This is a genomic window from Micromonospora tarapacensis, from assembly GCF_019697375.1.
Taxonomy (GTDB): domain Bacteria; phylum Actinomycetota; class Actinomycetes; order Mycobacteriales; family Micromonosporaceae; genus Micromonospora; species Micromonospora tarapacensis.
The window spans coordinates 2120528-2134931 of sequence record NZ_JAHCDI010000004.1; the positions used below are offsets into that span (position 1 = coordinate 2120528).

Genomic DNA, 14404 nt, shown 5'->3' on the forward strand with positions numbered 1-14404 from the left:
GGTCACTTCCGGTCGAGGGTGGCGGTGGCGGGTCGGAACGTCTCGGCGAGGCGGTCGCGCAGCGGGTCCAGGCCCATCGGCCCGAGCGCCAGCGCGGTGTGGTGGAAGCGTTTGCGGTCGAACGCGGCACCGGCGCGCCGCTCGGCGTCCCGGCGGGTCTGCTGCCACAGCCGGGCGCCGACCTTGAACGCCAGGGCCTGCGCCGGCCAGCCGAGGTAGCGGTCGACCTCGAAGCGGGCGGTCGCGGCGTCCAGCCCGGCCACCCGGGTCAGGAGGTCCACGGCCAGCTCGGGTGTCCAGCGCCGAGCGGCGGTGAACCCGTTGCCGGCGGGGATCGGCAGGTCGAGGTGCAGGCCCAGGTCGATGACCACCCGGGCGGCCCGCCACAGCTGCCCGTCGAGCATGCCGAGCCGTTCCGCGGGGCCGGTGTAGAGGCCGAGTTCGTCGGCGAGCCGTTCGGCGTAGTGCGCCCAACCCTCGGCGTAGCCGTGCACCTGGCAGCGGGTGCGCTGCCACGGGTGCAGCTCGGCGGTGGTGAGGGTGATGGCGTGTTGCAGGTGGTGGCCGGGCAGCCCCTCGTGGCACAACGTCCCGACGTGGCGCCACACCGGCACGGTCTGCTCGCCCGGTGGCACCGACCACCAGATCCCGCCGGGGCGGGTCAGGCCCGGATCGGGCGGGGTGTAGTACATGACGCCGGCGGCGGCGGGGCTGATCCGGCACGTCACCTGCCGGGTGTCGGCCGGGATGTCGAAGTGGGTGCCGTCGAGCGCGTCGGTCAGCCGTGCGGTCCGCTCCCGCAGCCACGCCTCCAGTGCGGGGCCGACCGGCACCCGGTGCGCGGGGTCGGCGTCCAGTGCGGCCCGCGCGGTGGGCGCGTCCGGATGGCCGCAGTCGGTCGCCGCGGCGCGCAGCTCGGTGGCGGTGCGGTCCAGCTCCGCCCAGCCGTACGCGTACAGCTCGTCGAGGTCGACGGTGGCGCCGAGGAAGGCGCGGGCGGTGACCTCGTACAGCTCGCGGCCGACACCGTCGACGTCGGGGGCGGCGGGGGTCAGTTCGGCACGCAGGAAGGCGGCGAACTGCGCCGTCGCGGCGGTGGCCGACCGCGCCCCGTCGACCAGCCGGCCGGCGAGCGGCCCACCCGGGTAGCCGGCGACGACACCGCCGTAGAAGTCGGCGGTGATCCAGGCGGTGCACTGCTCGGCGACGGCCAGCACCTGCCGGCGGGCGACCAGCTGCCCGCGCTGTGCGGAGCGGCGCAGTGTCGCGGCGTACTGGTCGAGGGTGGTGGGCAGCCGGTGCAGGTGGTCGGCGACGGCGGCCCAGTCGTCGGCGGTGGAACGGGGCAGGTTGTCGAAGACCTGCCGGGCCAGGTGCACCGGGGTGGCCAGCGGGGCGAGCAGCCGGGTGGTGAAGCCGGCGTCGTGCAGCGCGACCTCACTGGCGAGCCGGTCGGCGAGGGCACCGACGAGGGCGCGTTCGGTCGGGCTGTCTGCGCTGGCCGTGGCGACGGCGGTCGCGGTGGTGCGGGCCAGCTCCGCGCGGGCGTCGAACGCCTCCGGCGACAGGTCGGCCAGCTGCGACTCGGGGGTGCGTCCGACCGCCTCGGCGGCCTCCGGGTCGAGTCCGGCCAGGGCGTGCAGGTAGTCGTCCGCCACCTGGACGATGGCGGTCATCGGGGTGTCCGGACACGGTGGTGGTCGTCGCGGTACACCACGCCGCCCTTCATCACCACGTGCAGGGTGCGCAGCGCGGAGACCGAGCGGGTCGGGTCCTCGCGCAGCACCAGCAGGTCGGCGTGCTTGCCGGCCTCGACGCTGCCGAGCGTGTCGGCCTGCCCGAGCCACTGCGCGGGGCGGATGGTGGCGGCCCGCAAGGCGTCCGCGACCGGCATCCCGGCGTCCACCATGAACTCCAGCTCGCGGACGGTGGCGGTGGTCTCGTCGTAGCCGGCGTGCGGCGGCATGTCGCTGCCCAGCGCGATCGGTACCCCGTTGCGGATGGCGTGCTGGAGGCTCTCCCAGTGCCGGGGGCCGGCGGCCAGCGCCCGGTCCATCAGCCAGCCGGGCACGCCGGAGTCGCGGAAGAACTGTTCGCAGCGGCTGACCACGATGGTGGGGACGTACCAGACACCCCGCTCGGCCATCAGCCGGGTGACCTCGTCGGTCAACTCGTAGCCGTGCTCGACGCAGTCGAGGCCGAGTTCGACCGCCCGGCGTACGGTGTCGGCCGGACCGGCGTGCGCGGTGACCTTGCGCCCCCAGTCGTGGGCGACCCGGATGACGGCGGCCATCTCGTCGTCGAGCAGCTGCGGCGTGTCGATGGCCTCGTACTGGCCGGCGATGCCGCCGGAGACACACACCTTGATCAGGTCGGCGCCGGCCCGGATCTGCGCCCGGGTGAGCCGCCGGAACCCGTCCGCGCCGTCGGCCTCCAGGGCGTCGGCCTCCCAGCCGTGGCCACCCGTGCAGCACAGGGCGTGCCCGGCGGTGAAGATCCGGGGGCCGTCCACCGCGCCACCCTCGATGCCCCGGCGCAGCGCGAAGTCGGCGTAGCGCCCCTCACCGACCAGCCGGGCGGTGGTGACACCGGCGTGCAGGGTGCGTCGCGCCGAGTCGGCCATCAGCAGCACCAGCTCGGCCAGGTTGGACCGGTGCACCGTGTCGGCCAGGTGACCGGGCAGCCCGAGCGACAGGTGCACGTGCATGTTGGTCAGGCCGGGCATGACGACGTCGCCGCCGAGGTCGACCACTGTGGCGTCGCCCGCCTCGGCGAGCACGTCGTCGACCGGGCCGACGGCGCGGATCATCCCGTCGGCGCCGACCCAGACGCCCCGGTCGGGCTGGAGCCGTTCGTCGACGCCGTCGTAGAGGGCGAGGTTGACCAGGACCTGTTCGCTGGCGGAGTGCATCACGACTTCCTCGGTGGGCGGGCACGGTGGCCGGGTTCTTCGGGTTCGGTCAGCCAGCAGGCGGCGCTGCGGCCACCCAGCTCGACGGTGGGCGGCTCGTCGCCGCAGGGGGCGAAGGCGTGCGGGCAGCGCGGCCGGAACCGGCAGCCGGTCGGCGCGTTGGCCGGGTCGGGCACCTCTCCGGCGAGGGTGGCGGGCAGCCGCGGGGCGGGCCCGATCTGCGGCACCGCGTCGATCAGCGCCCGGGTGTACGGGTGTCGGGGGTCGCGCCACAGCTCGCGGGTGGGCGCGCTCTCGACGATCCGGCCGAGGTACATCACGGCGGTGACGTCGGCGATCTCGTGCACCAGCGCGAGGTCGTGGGAGATGAACAGCATGCCCATGTCGAGGTCGCGGACCAGCCCGACGAGCAGGTTGACCACCTGGGCCTGCGACGAGGCGTCCAGCGCGGTGACCGGCTCGTCGGCGATGATCATCCGGGGCTGCGGGGCGAGCGCCCGGGCGATGGCGAGGCGCTGCCGTTGCCCGCCGGAGAACTGGTGCGGGTACCGGTCGGCGGCCGTGGCCGGCATGCCGACCCGGTCGAGCAGCTCGGGCACCCGGTCGCGGCGGGCCGCGCCGGTCACCTCCGCCGGCACGCCGTCGAGCAGTTGCGCGCCGATGGTGCGCCGGGGGTTCAGGGATGCGTACGGGTTCTGGAAGACCATCTGCAGGCCGATCTCGGTGCCCGGCCGGCGGCGCCAACCCAGCGGGGTGACCGGCTGCCCGGCGAAGCGGATCGCACCGGCGCTCGGCGCGGTCAGCCCGACCGCGACCCGGGCCAGCGACGACTTGCCGCAGCCGGACTCGCCGACCAGGCCGACGATCTGCCCGGCCGCCACGTCCAGGCTGACCCCGGCGACCGCCCGCACCCGGCCGCGTCCCCGGGGCCGGTACTCGACCTCCACGTCGCTGATCTCCAGCAGGCTCGGTTCACCCGGGACGGCACCGCGCCGCGCGCCGGCACCGTCGTCCTGGGTCTGCTGACCCGCCCACTGCCGCCCGCTCATGCGGCCACCTCCAGTTCCGGGCGCACCACACAGGCCACCGACCGATCGGTGCCGGCCGGCGTCAACGGTGGTGCGGCGGTGCCGCAGGCCGGTTCGGCGTACCCGCAGCGGGGTTGGAACGGGCAGCCCGGCGGCGCCTGGCCCGGTGCCGGCGGGCCGCCGGGAATGGGCCGCAGCGTGCCGACGGACTGGGTGCCGTGCGGCCGGGCGCCCAGCAGCGCCGCCGTGTACGGGTGGGTGGGTGCGGTGAGCAGCGCGCCGGTGGGGCCGGTCTCCACCACCCGCCCGGCGTAGAAGACGTAGCCGCGCGTGGTCAGCGCGCTGAGCACCCCGAGGTCGTGGGTGATGAACGCGACGGCCAGCCCGGTCTCGGCGCGCAGCCGGTCGAGCAGGGCGAGGATGCCGGCCTGCACGGTGACGTCGAGCGCGGTGGTCGGTTCGTCGGCGATCAGCAGCCGGGGCCGGGCGGCCAGGGCGATGGCGATGGCCGCGCGTTGCCGCATGCCGCCGGAGAACTGGTGCGGGTAGGCCCGCAGGGCACGCTCCGGATCGGGGATGCGCACCTGGTCGAGCAGTTCCACCGCCCGGCGCGTCGCCGCCCGCCGGTCCAGCCGCAGGTGCACCCGCATGTGCTCGGTGAGTTGGCGGCCGACGGTGAGCATCGGGTGCAGGGCCGCGCTGGGGTCCTGGAAGACCATGGCGATGCCCGCGCCCCGGATCCGCTGCCAGCCCCGGTTGTCCAGGCCCAGCAGGTCGGTGCCGGCGAACCGGGCCGCGCCGCTGACCCGCGCGCCGTCCGGGAGCAGACCGAGCAGGGTCTGCGCGGTGATGCTCTTGCCGCAGCCGCTCTCCCCCGCGATGCCGACGAGTTCGCCCTCGTCGACGCGCAGCGACACGTCGTGCAGGATCGGCAGCGGCCCGCGCGGGCCGGGCAGGGTGACGGCGAGGGAGTCGACGTCGAGCAGCGGCGCCATCTCAGCGTCCCTTCGCGTAGCGGGGGTCGAGCCGGTCACGCAGCGCGTCGCCGAGCACGTTGAAGGCCATCACGACGGTGAGGATGGCCAGGCCGGGAAAGACGCTGACCCACCACATCGACAGGTCCTGGGAGCCGAGGGCCACCATGGAGCCCCACTCGGCGGCCGGTGGGCGGGGCCCCAGGCCCAGGAAGGAGAGCGCGGCGAGCAGCAGCACCGCGTTGCCGAGCTCCAGGGTGGCCAGCACGATCGCCGGGCCGATGCTGTTGGGCAGCACGTCGCGGCGCAGCGCCCGGACCGGCCCGACGCCGAGCAGCCGCGCGGCGTTGAGGTAGTCGTCGCCACGCATGCTGAGCACCGCGCTGCGGATGACCCGGGCGTAGACCGGCCAGGACACGATGACCAGCGCGAGAACGGCGTTGCGGGTGTTCGGGCCGAAGGCGGCGGTCACCGCCATGGCCAGGATGATCTGCGGGAAGGCGAAGACCAGGTCGGTCAGCCGCATCAGCGCCTCGTCGGCGAACCGCCCGAGATAGCCGGCGACCAGCCCGAGCAGGCCACCGACGAGCAGGGCCAGCGAGACGATGGCCAGGGCCAGCGGGATGGACAGCCGCGCGCCGTGGAGGACCCGGCTGAGGATGTCCCGGCCCAGCGAGTCGGTGCCGAACCAGTGCGCCGCCGACGGCGGGGCATACCCGTCGGCGCTCTGCGCGAGCGGGTCGTAGGGGGCGATGAGCGGGGCGAACAGCGCCACCAGCAGCCACCCGCCGAGGATGGCCAGCGCCACCACCGCGATGGGCTGCCGCCACACAGGCCGGCTGGTCGGGCCACCGCGCAGCCGGCCGAGCCAACGACGCCGGGTCAGCGCCCGGTCCACCTTCGGGTCTCCGGCAACCGGATCGGGTGCGATCATCGTCATGACAGGCGGATCCTCGGGTCGATGAGCCCGTACAGCAGGTCGACGGTCAGGTTGACCAGGGTGTAGACCAACGCCACGAACAGGCTGACGCCGAGGATCGCGGGCAGGTCCAGGGCGGTGGCGCTGCGGTAGGCGTACTGCCCGAGGCCGGGCCAGCCGAAGATGCTCTCCACCAGCACCGTGCCGGACAGCAACGAGGCGAAGGCCAGCCCGGAGACGGTGACCACCGGGACCAGGCCGGCGCGCAGCAGGTGCCGGCGCAGCACCACCCGGGTCGGCAGACCCTTGGCGTACGCGGCCCGGATGTAGTCCTGCTGGAGCACTTCGAGCATGGCGGAGCGGACGAACCGGACCAGCAGCGCCACCGTCAGCGAGGTCAGCACCAGCACCGGCAGGGTCAGGTGCTGCGCGGCGTCCCAGGCCACGTCCCACTGCCCGGCCAGCGCCGCGTCGACGGTGTACATGCCGGTGACCGTGGGCGGTGGGCTGAACCCGGTGGAGAGCCGCCCGCCGCTGGGCGCCAGGCCGAGCTGGTAGAAGAAGACGTAGAGCACCACCAGGGAGAGCCAGAACGGCGGGGTGGAGAGGCCGAGCAGGGCACCGACCCGGACGAGCTGGTCGGTGAACCGGCCGTTGCGTACCGCCGCGAGCATGCCGATCCCGGTGCCGATCAACAGTGCCAGCACCATGGTGGGGATGGCCAGTTCCATCGTCGCCGGCACGTACCGCACCAGGTCGTCCAGGACCGCCCGGCCGGTCTGCTGGGAGGTGCCCAGGTCGCCGTGCAGCAGGTTGCCCAGGTAGTGCAGGTACTGCGCCCAGAGCGGCTGGTCCAGCCCCCACTTCTCGCGGAAGGCGGCAACCGTGGCCGGGTCGTTGAGCGCCTGGTCGGAGAGGTTGGCGGTGACCGGGTCACCGGGCACCACGTTGACCAGACCGAACGTCACCGCCGTGACGCCCAGCAGCAGCCCTGCGGTGATCGCCAGCCGCTTGGCCAGGAAGGCCAGCAGCGGATGCGCGCGTCGGGGCCGGGGCGCGGTCGTGGTGACCGCGCCCGGCTCTCCGTCGTGGAGCGTCGTCATGGTGCTCCGACTACTTGCGGCCGACCGCGGCCACGTCGACCTGCCAACCGGCGGCGGTGTAGTCCGCCCCGGTCAGGTCGGCGGTCGCCACCACCGTGGAGGAGTTGCTGGCCAGCACGATGTACGGCGAGGACTGGTTCATCAGCCGCTGCCACTGCTGCATGGCGGTGGCGCGAGCGGCCAGGTCGAGGGTCTCGGTGACCTGCTCGCCGGCGGCCACGATGGCCGGGTCGGCCCGCTCGACCGTCCAGCCGGAGCGCAGCGCGGTGGCCTGTCCGGGCGCCATGTTGTTGATCAGCGAGTCGGCGACCGGGTAGTTCAGGCTCTGCGGGGTGAAGCCCAGCGGCGACTTTCCGCCGCGCATCTCGTCCAGGAAGGTGGTCAGCGGCTGCGGGTTCAGCTCCAGCGTGATGCCGGCCTCGGCGGCGTCGCCCTGCACCTTGGTGGCCACGGTGCCGAGATCGACCCCCTTGTAGGTGATGGCCGGATAGTTGAACTTCACCGTCGGGTCGGTCAGCCCGGCCTCGGCGAGCAGCGCCTTGGCCTTCGCCACGTCCCGGGTGGACGCCTCACCGGCCGGCAGGGTGCCGGGGAAGGCGGGCGCGACCAGCCCGGCGCCGGGTGCGGCGCCCTCGCCGTACAGGGCGGCGATGCCCTGGTAGTCGATGGCGGCGCGCAGCGCCTGGTTGAACTTCGCGTTCGAGGTCACCGCCGACACTGCCGGGTCGGCGTTGAGGAAGAGGAAGTAGACGGTGTCCTGCACGCCGGAGGTGTGCAGGCTCTCCGGCAGGCCGTCGAGCAGCTTGCCGGAGATGTCCAGGGAGATCTCGGCGGTCTCGGCGCGCTGCATGGTCAGCTTCTGGGTCTGCACGTCCATGTTGCGCAGCACCACCCGGTCGAACTGCGGCTTCTCGCCCCAGTAGTTCGGGTTGGCCTCCAGCACCACCTGCGCGGACGGGTCGTACGACTTCAGCACGTACGGGCCGCTGCCGATGGAGTTGGTGTCCAGGTACTGCTGTGCGGTGTCGCCCTGCGCGGCGTCCTCGCCGTCCTTGGCGCCGTTCTCCTGGGCCACCCCGGCGTTGAGCACGCCGGTGGACGGCATCGCCAGCACGACCGGGACGTTCGGGTTGGGCGTGGCCGAGGTGACCACGACGGTGCTGTCGTCGGTCTTGCTGACGCTCAGCTCGCTGACGGTGACCGCGGGGCTGCCCTTGATGTTCTTCAGCCGGTTGAGCGAGAAGACCACGTCGTCAGCGGTGAGCGGGCTGCCGTCGGAGAAGGTCACCCCGGACCGCAGCTTGAAGGTGAAGGTCTTCGCGTCCGCGGACACCTCGTACGACTCGGCCAGCGCCGGGACCGGCGTGCCGACGTCGGAGCCCTCGAAGGTGAGCAGGGTGTCGTAGAGGGCGTGCACGGCGGTCAGCCCGGTCGCCTCGTAGACGCGGCCCGGGTCGAGGGTCTTGAGCACGAACGACGTGTTCACGGTGAGGGTCGTGGTCGCGTCACCGTTCGCGTTTCCACCGCTGCCACCGGCGGTGCAGGCGGTGGTGGAGATGATGGCCAGCGTCGCCAGAGCGAGTGCTCCGGCGCGGAGCCGGCGGGGGTACACCGACATGCTGTTCCTACCTTCGTATGGCGCGGCTCGCTGCGCGGATCCGCGGGGGCATCGACGGGTGCGTCGGTTTTCGGGGTGCCGTCGGTTTCGGGCTGCGTCGTCGCAGGGTTGGATGTAGGCCGGACTCGCGTTCGTCCGGTTCGTGCCTGGACGCGGCGTGTCTACCACTACCAAACAACACCGCCATCTTGTTTGACCACCCTAAACAGGTCCGTGTAGTTTGGTCAAACATTTTCAGCCACACTGTTTTTGGAGCGAGGACCCCCATGCTCGGTGACCGACTGCGCGACCTGCGCCAGCAGCACTCCCTCACGCTGCGGCAGCTCGCCACAGCCGCCGACGTGTCACCCGCCCTGCTCAGCCAGATCGAGAACGGCGCGACCGACCCGAGCCTGTCCACTTTGCGCAAGCTCGCCCAGGTCTTCGACACCTCCATCGCCGAACTCTTCTCCGAGCCGGAGGCGCCACCCGTACACATCAGCCGGGTCGGCGCCCGGAGCCTGCTGACCGCACCCCCGGGCCAGATCACCTACGAGCGGCTCACCCCCGGCCGGGGCGACCTGGAGGTGCTCCAGGCCGACCTCGCCCCCGGCGACGCCAGCTCGGCCGAGCCCTGGGCGCACCCCTCCACCGAGTGCGCCATCGTCGTCAGCGGTGAGGTGGTCGCCGAGATCGGCGGCGAGTCGTACACCCTCACCGCCGGCGAGGCGGTCACCTTCGACTCGCGCCTGGCCCACCTCTACCGCAACGCCAGCGACCAGCCGGCCCACCTGATCATCGCGGTCACCCCGCCCAACCCGTGACCGCGGGCCCCGGCGGCCCCCGGCACAGCGAGAGCGCCCACCCCCGGTGTGGGGGTGGGCGCTTCCCGTGCGTCCGGGTCACGGCCCGGGGTACCGACCCGCCCGCCACACCCGGCATCCCCAGGACGGCAGGGCGGTCAGACGAAGAAGCCGGCGCGCAGGTTGATGCCGTGCTCCAGCCACGCCTTGAGGCAGCAGAGCATGTTGGTCCAGCCCTCGCAGTTGCCGTACGACGCGCGCTGGCCCTCCGGGGTGGGGCGCCAGCCCTCCTCGGCGATGGTGACCAGGGTGCGGTCCTCACCCAACGCCTCGAACTCCATGGTGACGGTCGTCGAGTAGGCCGCGCCCGCTTCCGGCGCGTCCGCCGTGGACTGCGCGCCGTCGGCCGCCTCCCAGCGCAGCACGATCCGCCGATCCTGCTCGACCTCGACCACCTCGACCGGGAACGCCCCCGGGAAGTCGGCGAAGTCCCAGGTGACGGTGGCGCCGGTGACCATCCGGCCCTTCGCCCCGCCGGTGGTGAAGTACCGCGAGAGCTGGTCCGGGTCGACCACCGCCTCGAACACCTCGCGCACCGGACGGCCGACCCGCCCGGCGATCTTGAAACGCAGCTCCATGGTGATCTCCCCTCGCCGACATGTTGTATCTTTATAACATGTCGTCCCGTCGTGGTCAGCCGCCCGAACCAGATCCGGTCGACGAGGACGGCGTCTTCAAGGCGCTGGCGTCGCCGACCCGGCGGCGCATCCTCGACCTACTGAAGGACCACGCCCGCACCACGGGAGACCTCTGCGAACTGATCCCCGAGCTGGACCGGTGCACGGTGATGCAGCACCTGCGGGTGCTCGAAGCCGCCGGCCTGGTCATCGCGCAACGCAAGGGCCGCGAGCGGTGGAACCACCTCGACCCGCTGCCGATCAAGCACATCCACGACCGCTGGATCGGCGAGTACGCCAGCGCCGCGGTGGGCCTGCTCGCCACCCTCAAGACCGAACTCGAAGGTCGGCCGCCCGAGCAGGAGGACGGCGGCGCACCGCACCCGCGATGACAGTTCAGCGTTTTGTTTATTCAGTATGTGCTGTACCGTCTGCCTCCGTGGAGGCACTGACGCATGGCAACGTCCTGGCCCGTTTTGGACACGCCCTGTCCGACCCGGTCCGGGCCCGCCTGCTGCTCGCCCTGCGCGAGAGTCCCGGCTACCCCGCCGAACTGGCCGACCTGCTGGGCACCAGCCGGCAGAACCTCTCCAACCACCTGGGCTGCCTGCGCGGCTGCGGCCTGGTCGTGACGGTTCCCGAAGGCCGCCGCTCCCGCTACGAGCTGGCCGACCCCCGGCTCGCCCACGCGCTCGGGGACCTGATCGACCTCGTCCTGGCCGTCGACCCGGCAGCCTGCCCGGCAGCCGACACCGACGACTGCTGCTGATGGGCACGCCGCTGCCGCTGGCCCCGAGCCTCCCGGCCGACACCGCCGACGCCCGGCGGGTGGTGCTCACCCGCCGGATCCGCTGGTTCGTCGCCGCCACCATCACCTACAACGTGGCCGAGGCCGTCGTCGCCATCACCGCCGGCACGATCGCGTCGTCCACGGCACTGATCGGCTTCGGCCTCGACTCGATCGTCGAGGTCTGCTCCGCCACGGCCGTCGCCTGGCAGTTCAGCGGCGCCGACCACGAACGCCGCGAACGCGCCGCCCTCCGGGTCATCGCCATCTCGTTCTTCGCGCTCGCCGCGTACGTCGGCGTCGAGTCGGTACGCGCGCTGCTCGGCGCGGATCGGGCGGACCACTCCACCGTCGGACTCGTCCTCGCGGCACTGTCACTGGCGATCATGCCGATCCTGTCCGCCGCACAACGCCGGGCTGGCCGGGAACTCGGCTCGGCCTCCGCCGTCGCGGACTCCAAACAGACGCTGCTCTGCACGTACCTGTCCGCGGTACTGCTTGTCGGCCTGGCGGCCAACTCGCTCTTCGGCTGGTGGTGGGCCGACCCGGCAGCCGCCCTCGTCATCGCCGCCGTCGCCGTGAAGGAAGGCCGAGACGCCTGGCGAGGCGACGCCTGCTGCGCCCCCACCACCATCGATCCCGCTCGCCCGCCCGGCGGATGCGCCGCTGGCTGCCGGTGCTCCGGTACCTGCGCGAACTGACGGGGCACGACGGCCGAGACCCGAGCGCCCGCACCGGCCGGAGCGGCGGCCGGGCTCGTCGTCGCGGTGCCCAGCTACTACCTCGCGGCGGCGCTCATCCAGGGTGACGAACCGGCCGTGCTGTGGGCACCGACGTCACTGCTCTGGATGCTCTTCGGCGTCCTCGCCGGGGTGGTCTTCGGCATCGGCGGGACGTGGGCGCGCGGCCCGGGTGGCGGCGGCTCGTCGCACCCGCGCTGCCGGGCGGGGTGCTCCTCGCCGAGGCGGGGCTGGAGGTTCGCCGGATCGGTGACCCGAACTACGGGATCGATCCACTGTGGGACGCCCTGCTGAAGATCGCCCTCGGGGTGCTGGTCGTCGTCGTGTCCGCCCGCACGCACCGGCAGCGGATGCTCGCCCTGGCCGTGGCGCTGCCCCTGGCACTCGCCGGACTCGGCGCGTTCCTGCTGGCCGGCTTCCGCTGACCGTCGAGAGGTCGACATCGGGCGGGCATCCGGACCCGCATCCGCGCCGCCGCTCGGCGCCGCTCAGTCACAGTCGGTTTTTTACAGCTACTTTGCCGGCATCTTTCATTCGCAGATTCAAGTGTTGCGCTTCCGTGTCGTCCGCTGGCATGATGTCCGCCAATTCCTCCTACCCCGAAGGGGTGGCCGGCATGGCGCTCACTCGCCGCACCGTGATCGGCTCCATCGCGGCAGGTTCCGCGCTCGCCGCCGTCGGCGACGCGCCAACCACCGCCCGCCCCGCCCGCGCGGCCGGCCCGCCCGGCGACGTGGTCGGCAAGGTCACCGTCGGCTACCAGGGTTGGTTCGCCTGTCCCGGCGACGGCGCACCGATCGGCGGCTGGTGGCACTGGAGCCGGGACCGCTTCCAGCCGCCGTCGCCGACCAACACCACGATCGTGTCCTGGCCGGACACCCGGGAGTACGCGCACAGCTACCCCACCGCGTACCCGAGTCTCGGCAACGGCCAGCCCGCGACACTGTTCTCGTCCTACGACCAGCAGACGGTGGACACCCACTTCCGCTGGATGCAGGAGTACGGCTGCGACACCGCCGCGTTGCAGCGGTTCAACCCGTTCGGCGACGAGGGGCCGACCCGCGACGCGATGGCGGTGAAGGTCCGCGGCGCGGCCGAACGGTTCGGCCGCAAGTTCTACATCATGTACGACGTCACCGGCTGGACCTCGATGCAGTCGCAGCTCAAGCAGGACTGGACGACGAAGATGTCGGCGTACACCGCCTCGGCGGCGTACGCCCGGCAGAGCGGCAAGCCGGTCGTCTGCATCTGGGGGTTCGGCTTCGACGACCCCGGCCGGCCGTTCACACCGGCACCCTGCCTCGACGTGATCGACTGGTTCAAGGCGCAGGGTTGCTACGTGATCGGCGGCGTGCCCACGTACTGGCGGCAGGGCGTCAACGACTCGCGGCCCGGCTTCACCGAGGTCTACCACGCCTTCGACATGCTCTCGCCGTGGATGGTCGGACGCACCGGCACCCTCGCCGGTCTGGACGACTTCCACGCCAACGTCAACGTCCCCGACCTGGCCGACTGCGTCGCGCACGGCATCGACTACCAGCCCTGCGTGATGCCGGGCGACCTGTCCGCCGGGCACCGCCGGCACGGCGACTTCTACTGGCGGCACCTCTACAACATGGTCCGGCTCGGTGCCCAGGGTCTCTACGTGTCGATGTTCGACGAGTACAACGAGGGCAACCAGATCGCCAAGACCAGCGAGACGCAGGCGAGCACGCCGGCCGGGGTCGGTATCCGCGCGCTCGACGAGGACGGCACCCGCTGCTCCGCCGACTACTACCTCCGGATCACCGCCGACGGCGGCCGGATGCTCAAGGGCCAACTCCCCCTCACCCCGGTCCGGCCGACCGCGCCGGTCACCGACGGCGGACCGCCGCCCACCGGCGACCTGGCCGCCGGCCGGCCGGCCACCGCCAGCAGCCAGCACGGACCGTTCACCGCCGGCAACGCGGTGGACGGCGACCGGAACAGCTACTGGGAGGGCAGCAACAACGCGTTCCCGCAGTGGTGGCAGGTGGATCTCGGCGCCGCGTACCCGGTGAACCGGCTCGTCCTCGCCCTGCCGTCCGGGTGGGAAGCCCGCACCCAGACCCTGTCGGTGCAGGGCAGCACCGACGGCGCCACGTTCACCACGCTGGCCGCGGCGGCCGGCATCCGGTTCGACCCGACGACCGGCAACACCGCCACGGTCACCACGCCGGCCACGACCGTCCGCCACGTCCGGGTCACCGTCGCCGGCAACACCGCCTGGCCCGCAGCCCAGCTGGCCCGGGTCGAGGTGTACGGGACCGGCGACGCACCGCCGTCCCCGACAGATCTGGCGGGCGGGCGGCCCACCGCCGCGAGCAGCCACGTCCAGGCCTACGGCAGCGGCAGCGTCGTCGACGGCAACCCGGACAGCTACTGGGAGAGCGCCAACAACGCCTTCCCCCAGTGGGTGCAGGTCGACCTCGGCGCCCTCACCGCGGTCGGTCGGGTGACACTGCGCCTGCCACCGTCGCCGGCCTGGCAGGCCCGCACCCAGACGCTCGCCGTGCAGGGCAGCTCCGACGGCGCGGCCTGGACCACGCTCGTCGCCGCCGAAGGCCGGGTCTTCGACCCGGCGACCGGCAACCGGGTGACCTCGACCTTCACCGCCGCCCCGACCCGGTACGTCCGAATCCGGTTCACCGGCAACACCGGTTGGCCCGCCGGCCAGCTCTCCCAGCTGGAGATCTACCCCGCCTGAACCCGGCCCGCCGGCCGCGGTCGCCCCACCGACGTCACCGATGTGGAGATGAGTCCCGATGCACCGGAGCAGCCACACACCACGCCGTCACCGGCGCCGAGCCGCGGTCGCCGCCGCGACGGCGTTGGCCACCACGCTCG

Annotated in this window: 13 protein-coding genes and 1 pseudogene; 6 read left to right on the top strand and 8 right to left on the bottom strand. The window is 72.8% G+C overall.

Annotation, left to right across the window (positions count from 1 at the left end; translation table 11 throughout):
- Nucleotides 1-2 precede the first annotated feature (2 nt).
- From KIF24_RS15610 to KIF24_RS15640, 7 genes are read right to left on the bottom strand one after another with little or no spacing between them, the layout of a single operon-like run.
- Nucleotides 3-1676: a DUF885 domain-containing protein gene (locus KIF24_RS15610; RefSeq protein ID WP_221084653.1), complete on the bottom strand. Its 1674-nt coding sequence runs from the start codon at nt 1674-1676 to the stop codon at nt 3-5.
- Entirely contained in the window at nt 1673-2911 is a 1239-nt protein-coding gene (locus KIF24_RS15615) for an amidohydrolase family protein (RefSeq protein ID WP_221084654.1), read from the bottom strand. Before KIF24_RS15615 ends, KIF24_RS15610 begins: the two co-directional genes overlap by 4 nt.
- Nucleotides 2911-3960: an ABC transporter ATP-binding protein gene (locus KIF24_RS15620; RefSeq protein WP_230415644.1), complete on the bottom strand. Its 1050-nt coding sequence runs from the start codon at nt 3958-3960 to the stop codon at nt 2911-2913. Before KIF24_RS15620 ends, KIF24_RS15615 begins: the two co-directional genes overlap by 1 nt.
- Entirely contained in the window at nt 3957-4934 is a 978-nt protein-coding gene (locus KIF24_RS15625) for an ABC transporter ATP-binding protein (protein WP_221084655.1), read from the bottom strand. The genes KIF24_RS15620 and KIF24_RS15625 overlap by 4 nt, the downstream gene beginning before the upstream one ends.
- Before the next feature lies 1 nt (nt 4935).
- Nucleotides 4936-5853: an ABC transporter permease gene (locus KIF24_RS15630; protein ID WP_221084656.1), complete on the bottom strand. Its 918-nt coding sequence runs from the start codon at nt 5851-5853 to the stop codon at nt 4936-4938.
- The gene (locus tag KIF24_RS15635) at nt 5850-6935 is read right to left on the bottom strand and encodes an ABC transporter permease (protein ID WP_221084657.1); all 1086 of its coding nucleotides are present in this window, start codon (nt 6933-6935) and stop codon (nt 5850-5852) included. Before KIF24_RS15635 ends, KIF24_RS15630 begins: the two co-directional genes overlap by 4 nt.
- Before the next feature lie 10 nt (nt 6936-6945).
- Nucleotides 6946-8553, bottom strand: a complete 1608-nt coding sequence (locus tag KIF24_RS15640; protein ID WP_221084658.1) for an ABC transporter substrate-binding protein — start codon at nt 8551-8553, stop codon at nt 6946-6948.
- Between the two features lie 266 nt (nt 8554-8819).
- Between KIF24_RS15640 and KIF24_RS15645 the strand changes: the two genes are divergently transcribed.
- Nucleotides 8820-9356: a cupin domain-containing protein gene (locus KIF24_RS15645; RefSeq protein ID WP_221084659.1), complete on the top strand. Its 537-nt coding sequence runs from the start codon at nt 8820-8822 to the stop codon at nt 9354-9356.
- Between the two features lie 137 nt (nt 9357-9493).
- Here KIF24_RS15645 and KIF24_RS15650 read toward each other — a convergent pair whose 3' ends face one another.
- Nucleotides 9494-9973 carry an SRPBCC family protein gene (locus KIF24_RS15650; protein WP_221084660.1) on the bottom strand — a complete coding sequence of 160 codons (480 nt, stop codon included), beginning with the start codon at nt 9971-9973 and terminating at the stop codon, nt 9494-9496.
- A 20-nt stretch (nt 9974-9993) separates the two neighbouring features.
- On the opposite strand from KIF24_RS15650, the gene KIF24_RS15655 reads away from it, so the two are divergent.
- From KIF24_RS15655 to KIF24_RS15675, 5 genes and pseudogenes are all read left to right on the top strand, one after another.
- Entirely contained in the window at nt 9994-10404 is a 411-nt protein-coding gene (locus tag KIF24_RS15655; protein WP_230415645.1) for an ArsR/SmtB family transcription factor, read from the top strand.
- The gene (locus KIF24_RS15660) at nt 10401-10781 is read left to right on the top strand and encodes an ArsR/SmtB family transcription factor (RefSeq protein ID WP_221084661.1); all 381 of its coding nucleotides are present in this window, start codon (nt 10401-10403) and stop codon (nt 10779-10781) included. Before KIF24_RS15655 ends, KIF24_RS15660 begins: the two co-directional genes overlap by 4 nt.
- Nucleotides 10781-11500, top strand: a complete 720-nt coding sequence (locus KIF24_RS15665; RefSeq protein ID WP_221084662.1) for a cation transporter — start codon at nt 10781-10783, stop codon at nt 11498-11500. The genes KIF24_RS15660 and KIF24_RS15665 overlap by 1 nt, the downstream gene beginning before the upstream one ends.
- 66 nt (nt 11501-11566) lie before the next feature.
- Nucleotides 11567-11964 (top strand): annotated as a pseudogene (locus KIF24_RS15670) (DUF6518 family protein).
- A 152-nt stretch (nt 11965-12116) separates the two neighbouring features.
- Complete coding sequence (locus KIF24_RS15675) at nt 12117-14264, top strand: galactose-binding domain-containing protein (RefSeq protein WP_230415646.1); 2148 nt, start codon at nt 12117-12119, stop codon at nt 14262-14264.
- The last annotated feature ends 140 nt before the right edge of the window (nt 14265-14404 follow it).

Excerpts from the sequence above, each read along its gene's own strand:
- KIF24_RS15640 (WP_221084658.1), bottom strand. The coding sequence starts at position 8,553 with ATGTCGGTGTACCCCCGCCGGCTCCGCGCCGGAGCACTCGCTCTGGCG.
- KIF24_RS15610 (WP_221084653.1), bottom strand. The coding sequence starts at position 1,676 with ATGACCGCCATCGTCCAGGTGGCGGACGACTACCTGCACGCCCTGGCC.
- KIF24_RS15650 (WP_221084660.1), bottom strand. The coding sequence starts at position 9,973 with ATGGAGCTGCGTTTCAAGATCGCCGGGCGGGTCGGCCGTCCGGTGCGC.
- KIF24_RS15615 (WP_221084654.1), bottom strand. The coding sequence starts at position 2,911 with ATGCACTCCGCCAGCGAACAGGTCCTGGTCAACCTCGCCCTCTACGAC.
- KIF24_RS15665 (WP_221084662.1), top strand. The coding sequence starts at position 10,781 with ATGGGCACGCCGCTGCCGCTGGCCCCGAGCCTCCCGGCCGACACCGCC.
- KIF24_RS15675 (WP_230415646.1), top strand. The coding sequence starts at position 12,117 with ATGTCCGCCAATTCCTCCTACCCCGAAGGGGTGGCCGGCATGGCGCTC.
- KIF24_RS15635 (WP_221084657.1), bottom strand. The coding sequence starts at position 6,935 with ATGACGACGCTCCACGACGGAGAGCCGGGCGCGGTCACCACGACCGCG.
- KIF24_RS15660 (WP_221084661.1), top strand. The coding sequence starts at position 10,401 with ATGACAGTTCAGCGTTTTGTTTATTCAGTATGTGCTGTACCGTCTGCC.
- KIF24_RS15620 (WP_230415644.1), bottom strand. The coding sequence starts at position 3,960 with ATGAGCGGGCGGCAGTGGGCGGGTCAGCAGACCCAGGACGACGGTGCC.
- KIF24_RS15625 (WP_221084655.1), bottom strand. The coding sequence starts at position 4,934 with ATGGCGCCGCTGCTCGACGTCGACTCCCTCGCCGTCACCCTGCCCGGC.
- KIF24_RS15655 (WP_230415645.1), top strand. The coding sequence starts at position 9,994 with ATGTTGTATCTTTATAACATGTCGTCCCGTCGTGGTCAGCCGCCCGAA.
- KIF24_RS15630 (WP_221084656.1), bottom strand. The coding sequence starts at position 5,853 with ATGACGATGATCGCACCCGATCCGGTTGCCGGAGACCCGAAGGTGGAC.
- KIF24_RS15645 (WP_221084659.1), top strand. The coding sequence starts at position 8,820 with ATGCTCGGTGACCGACTGCGCGACCTGCGCCAGCAGCACTCCCTCACG.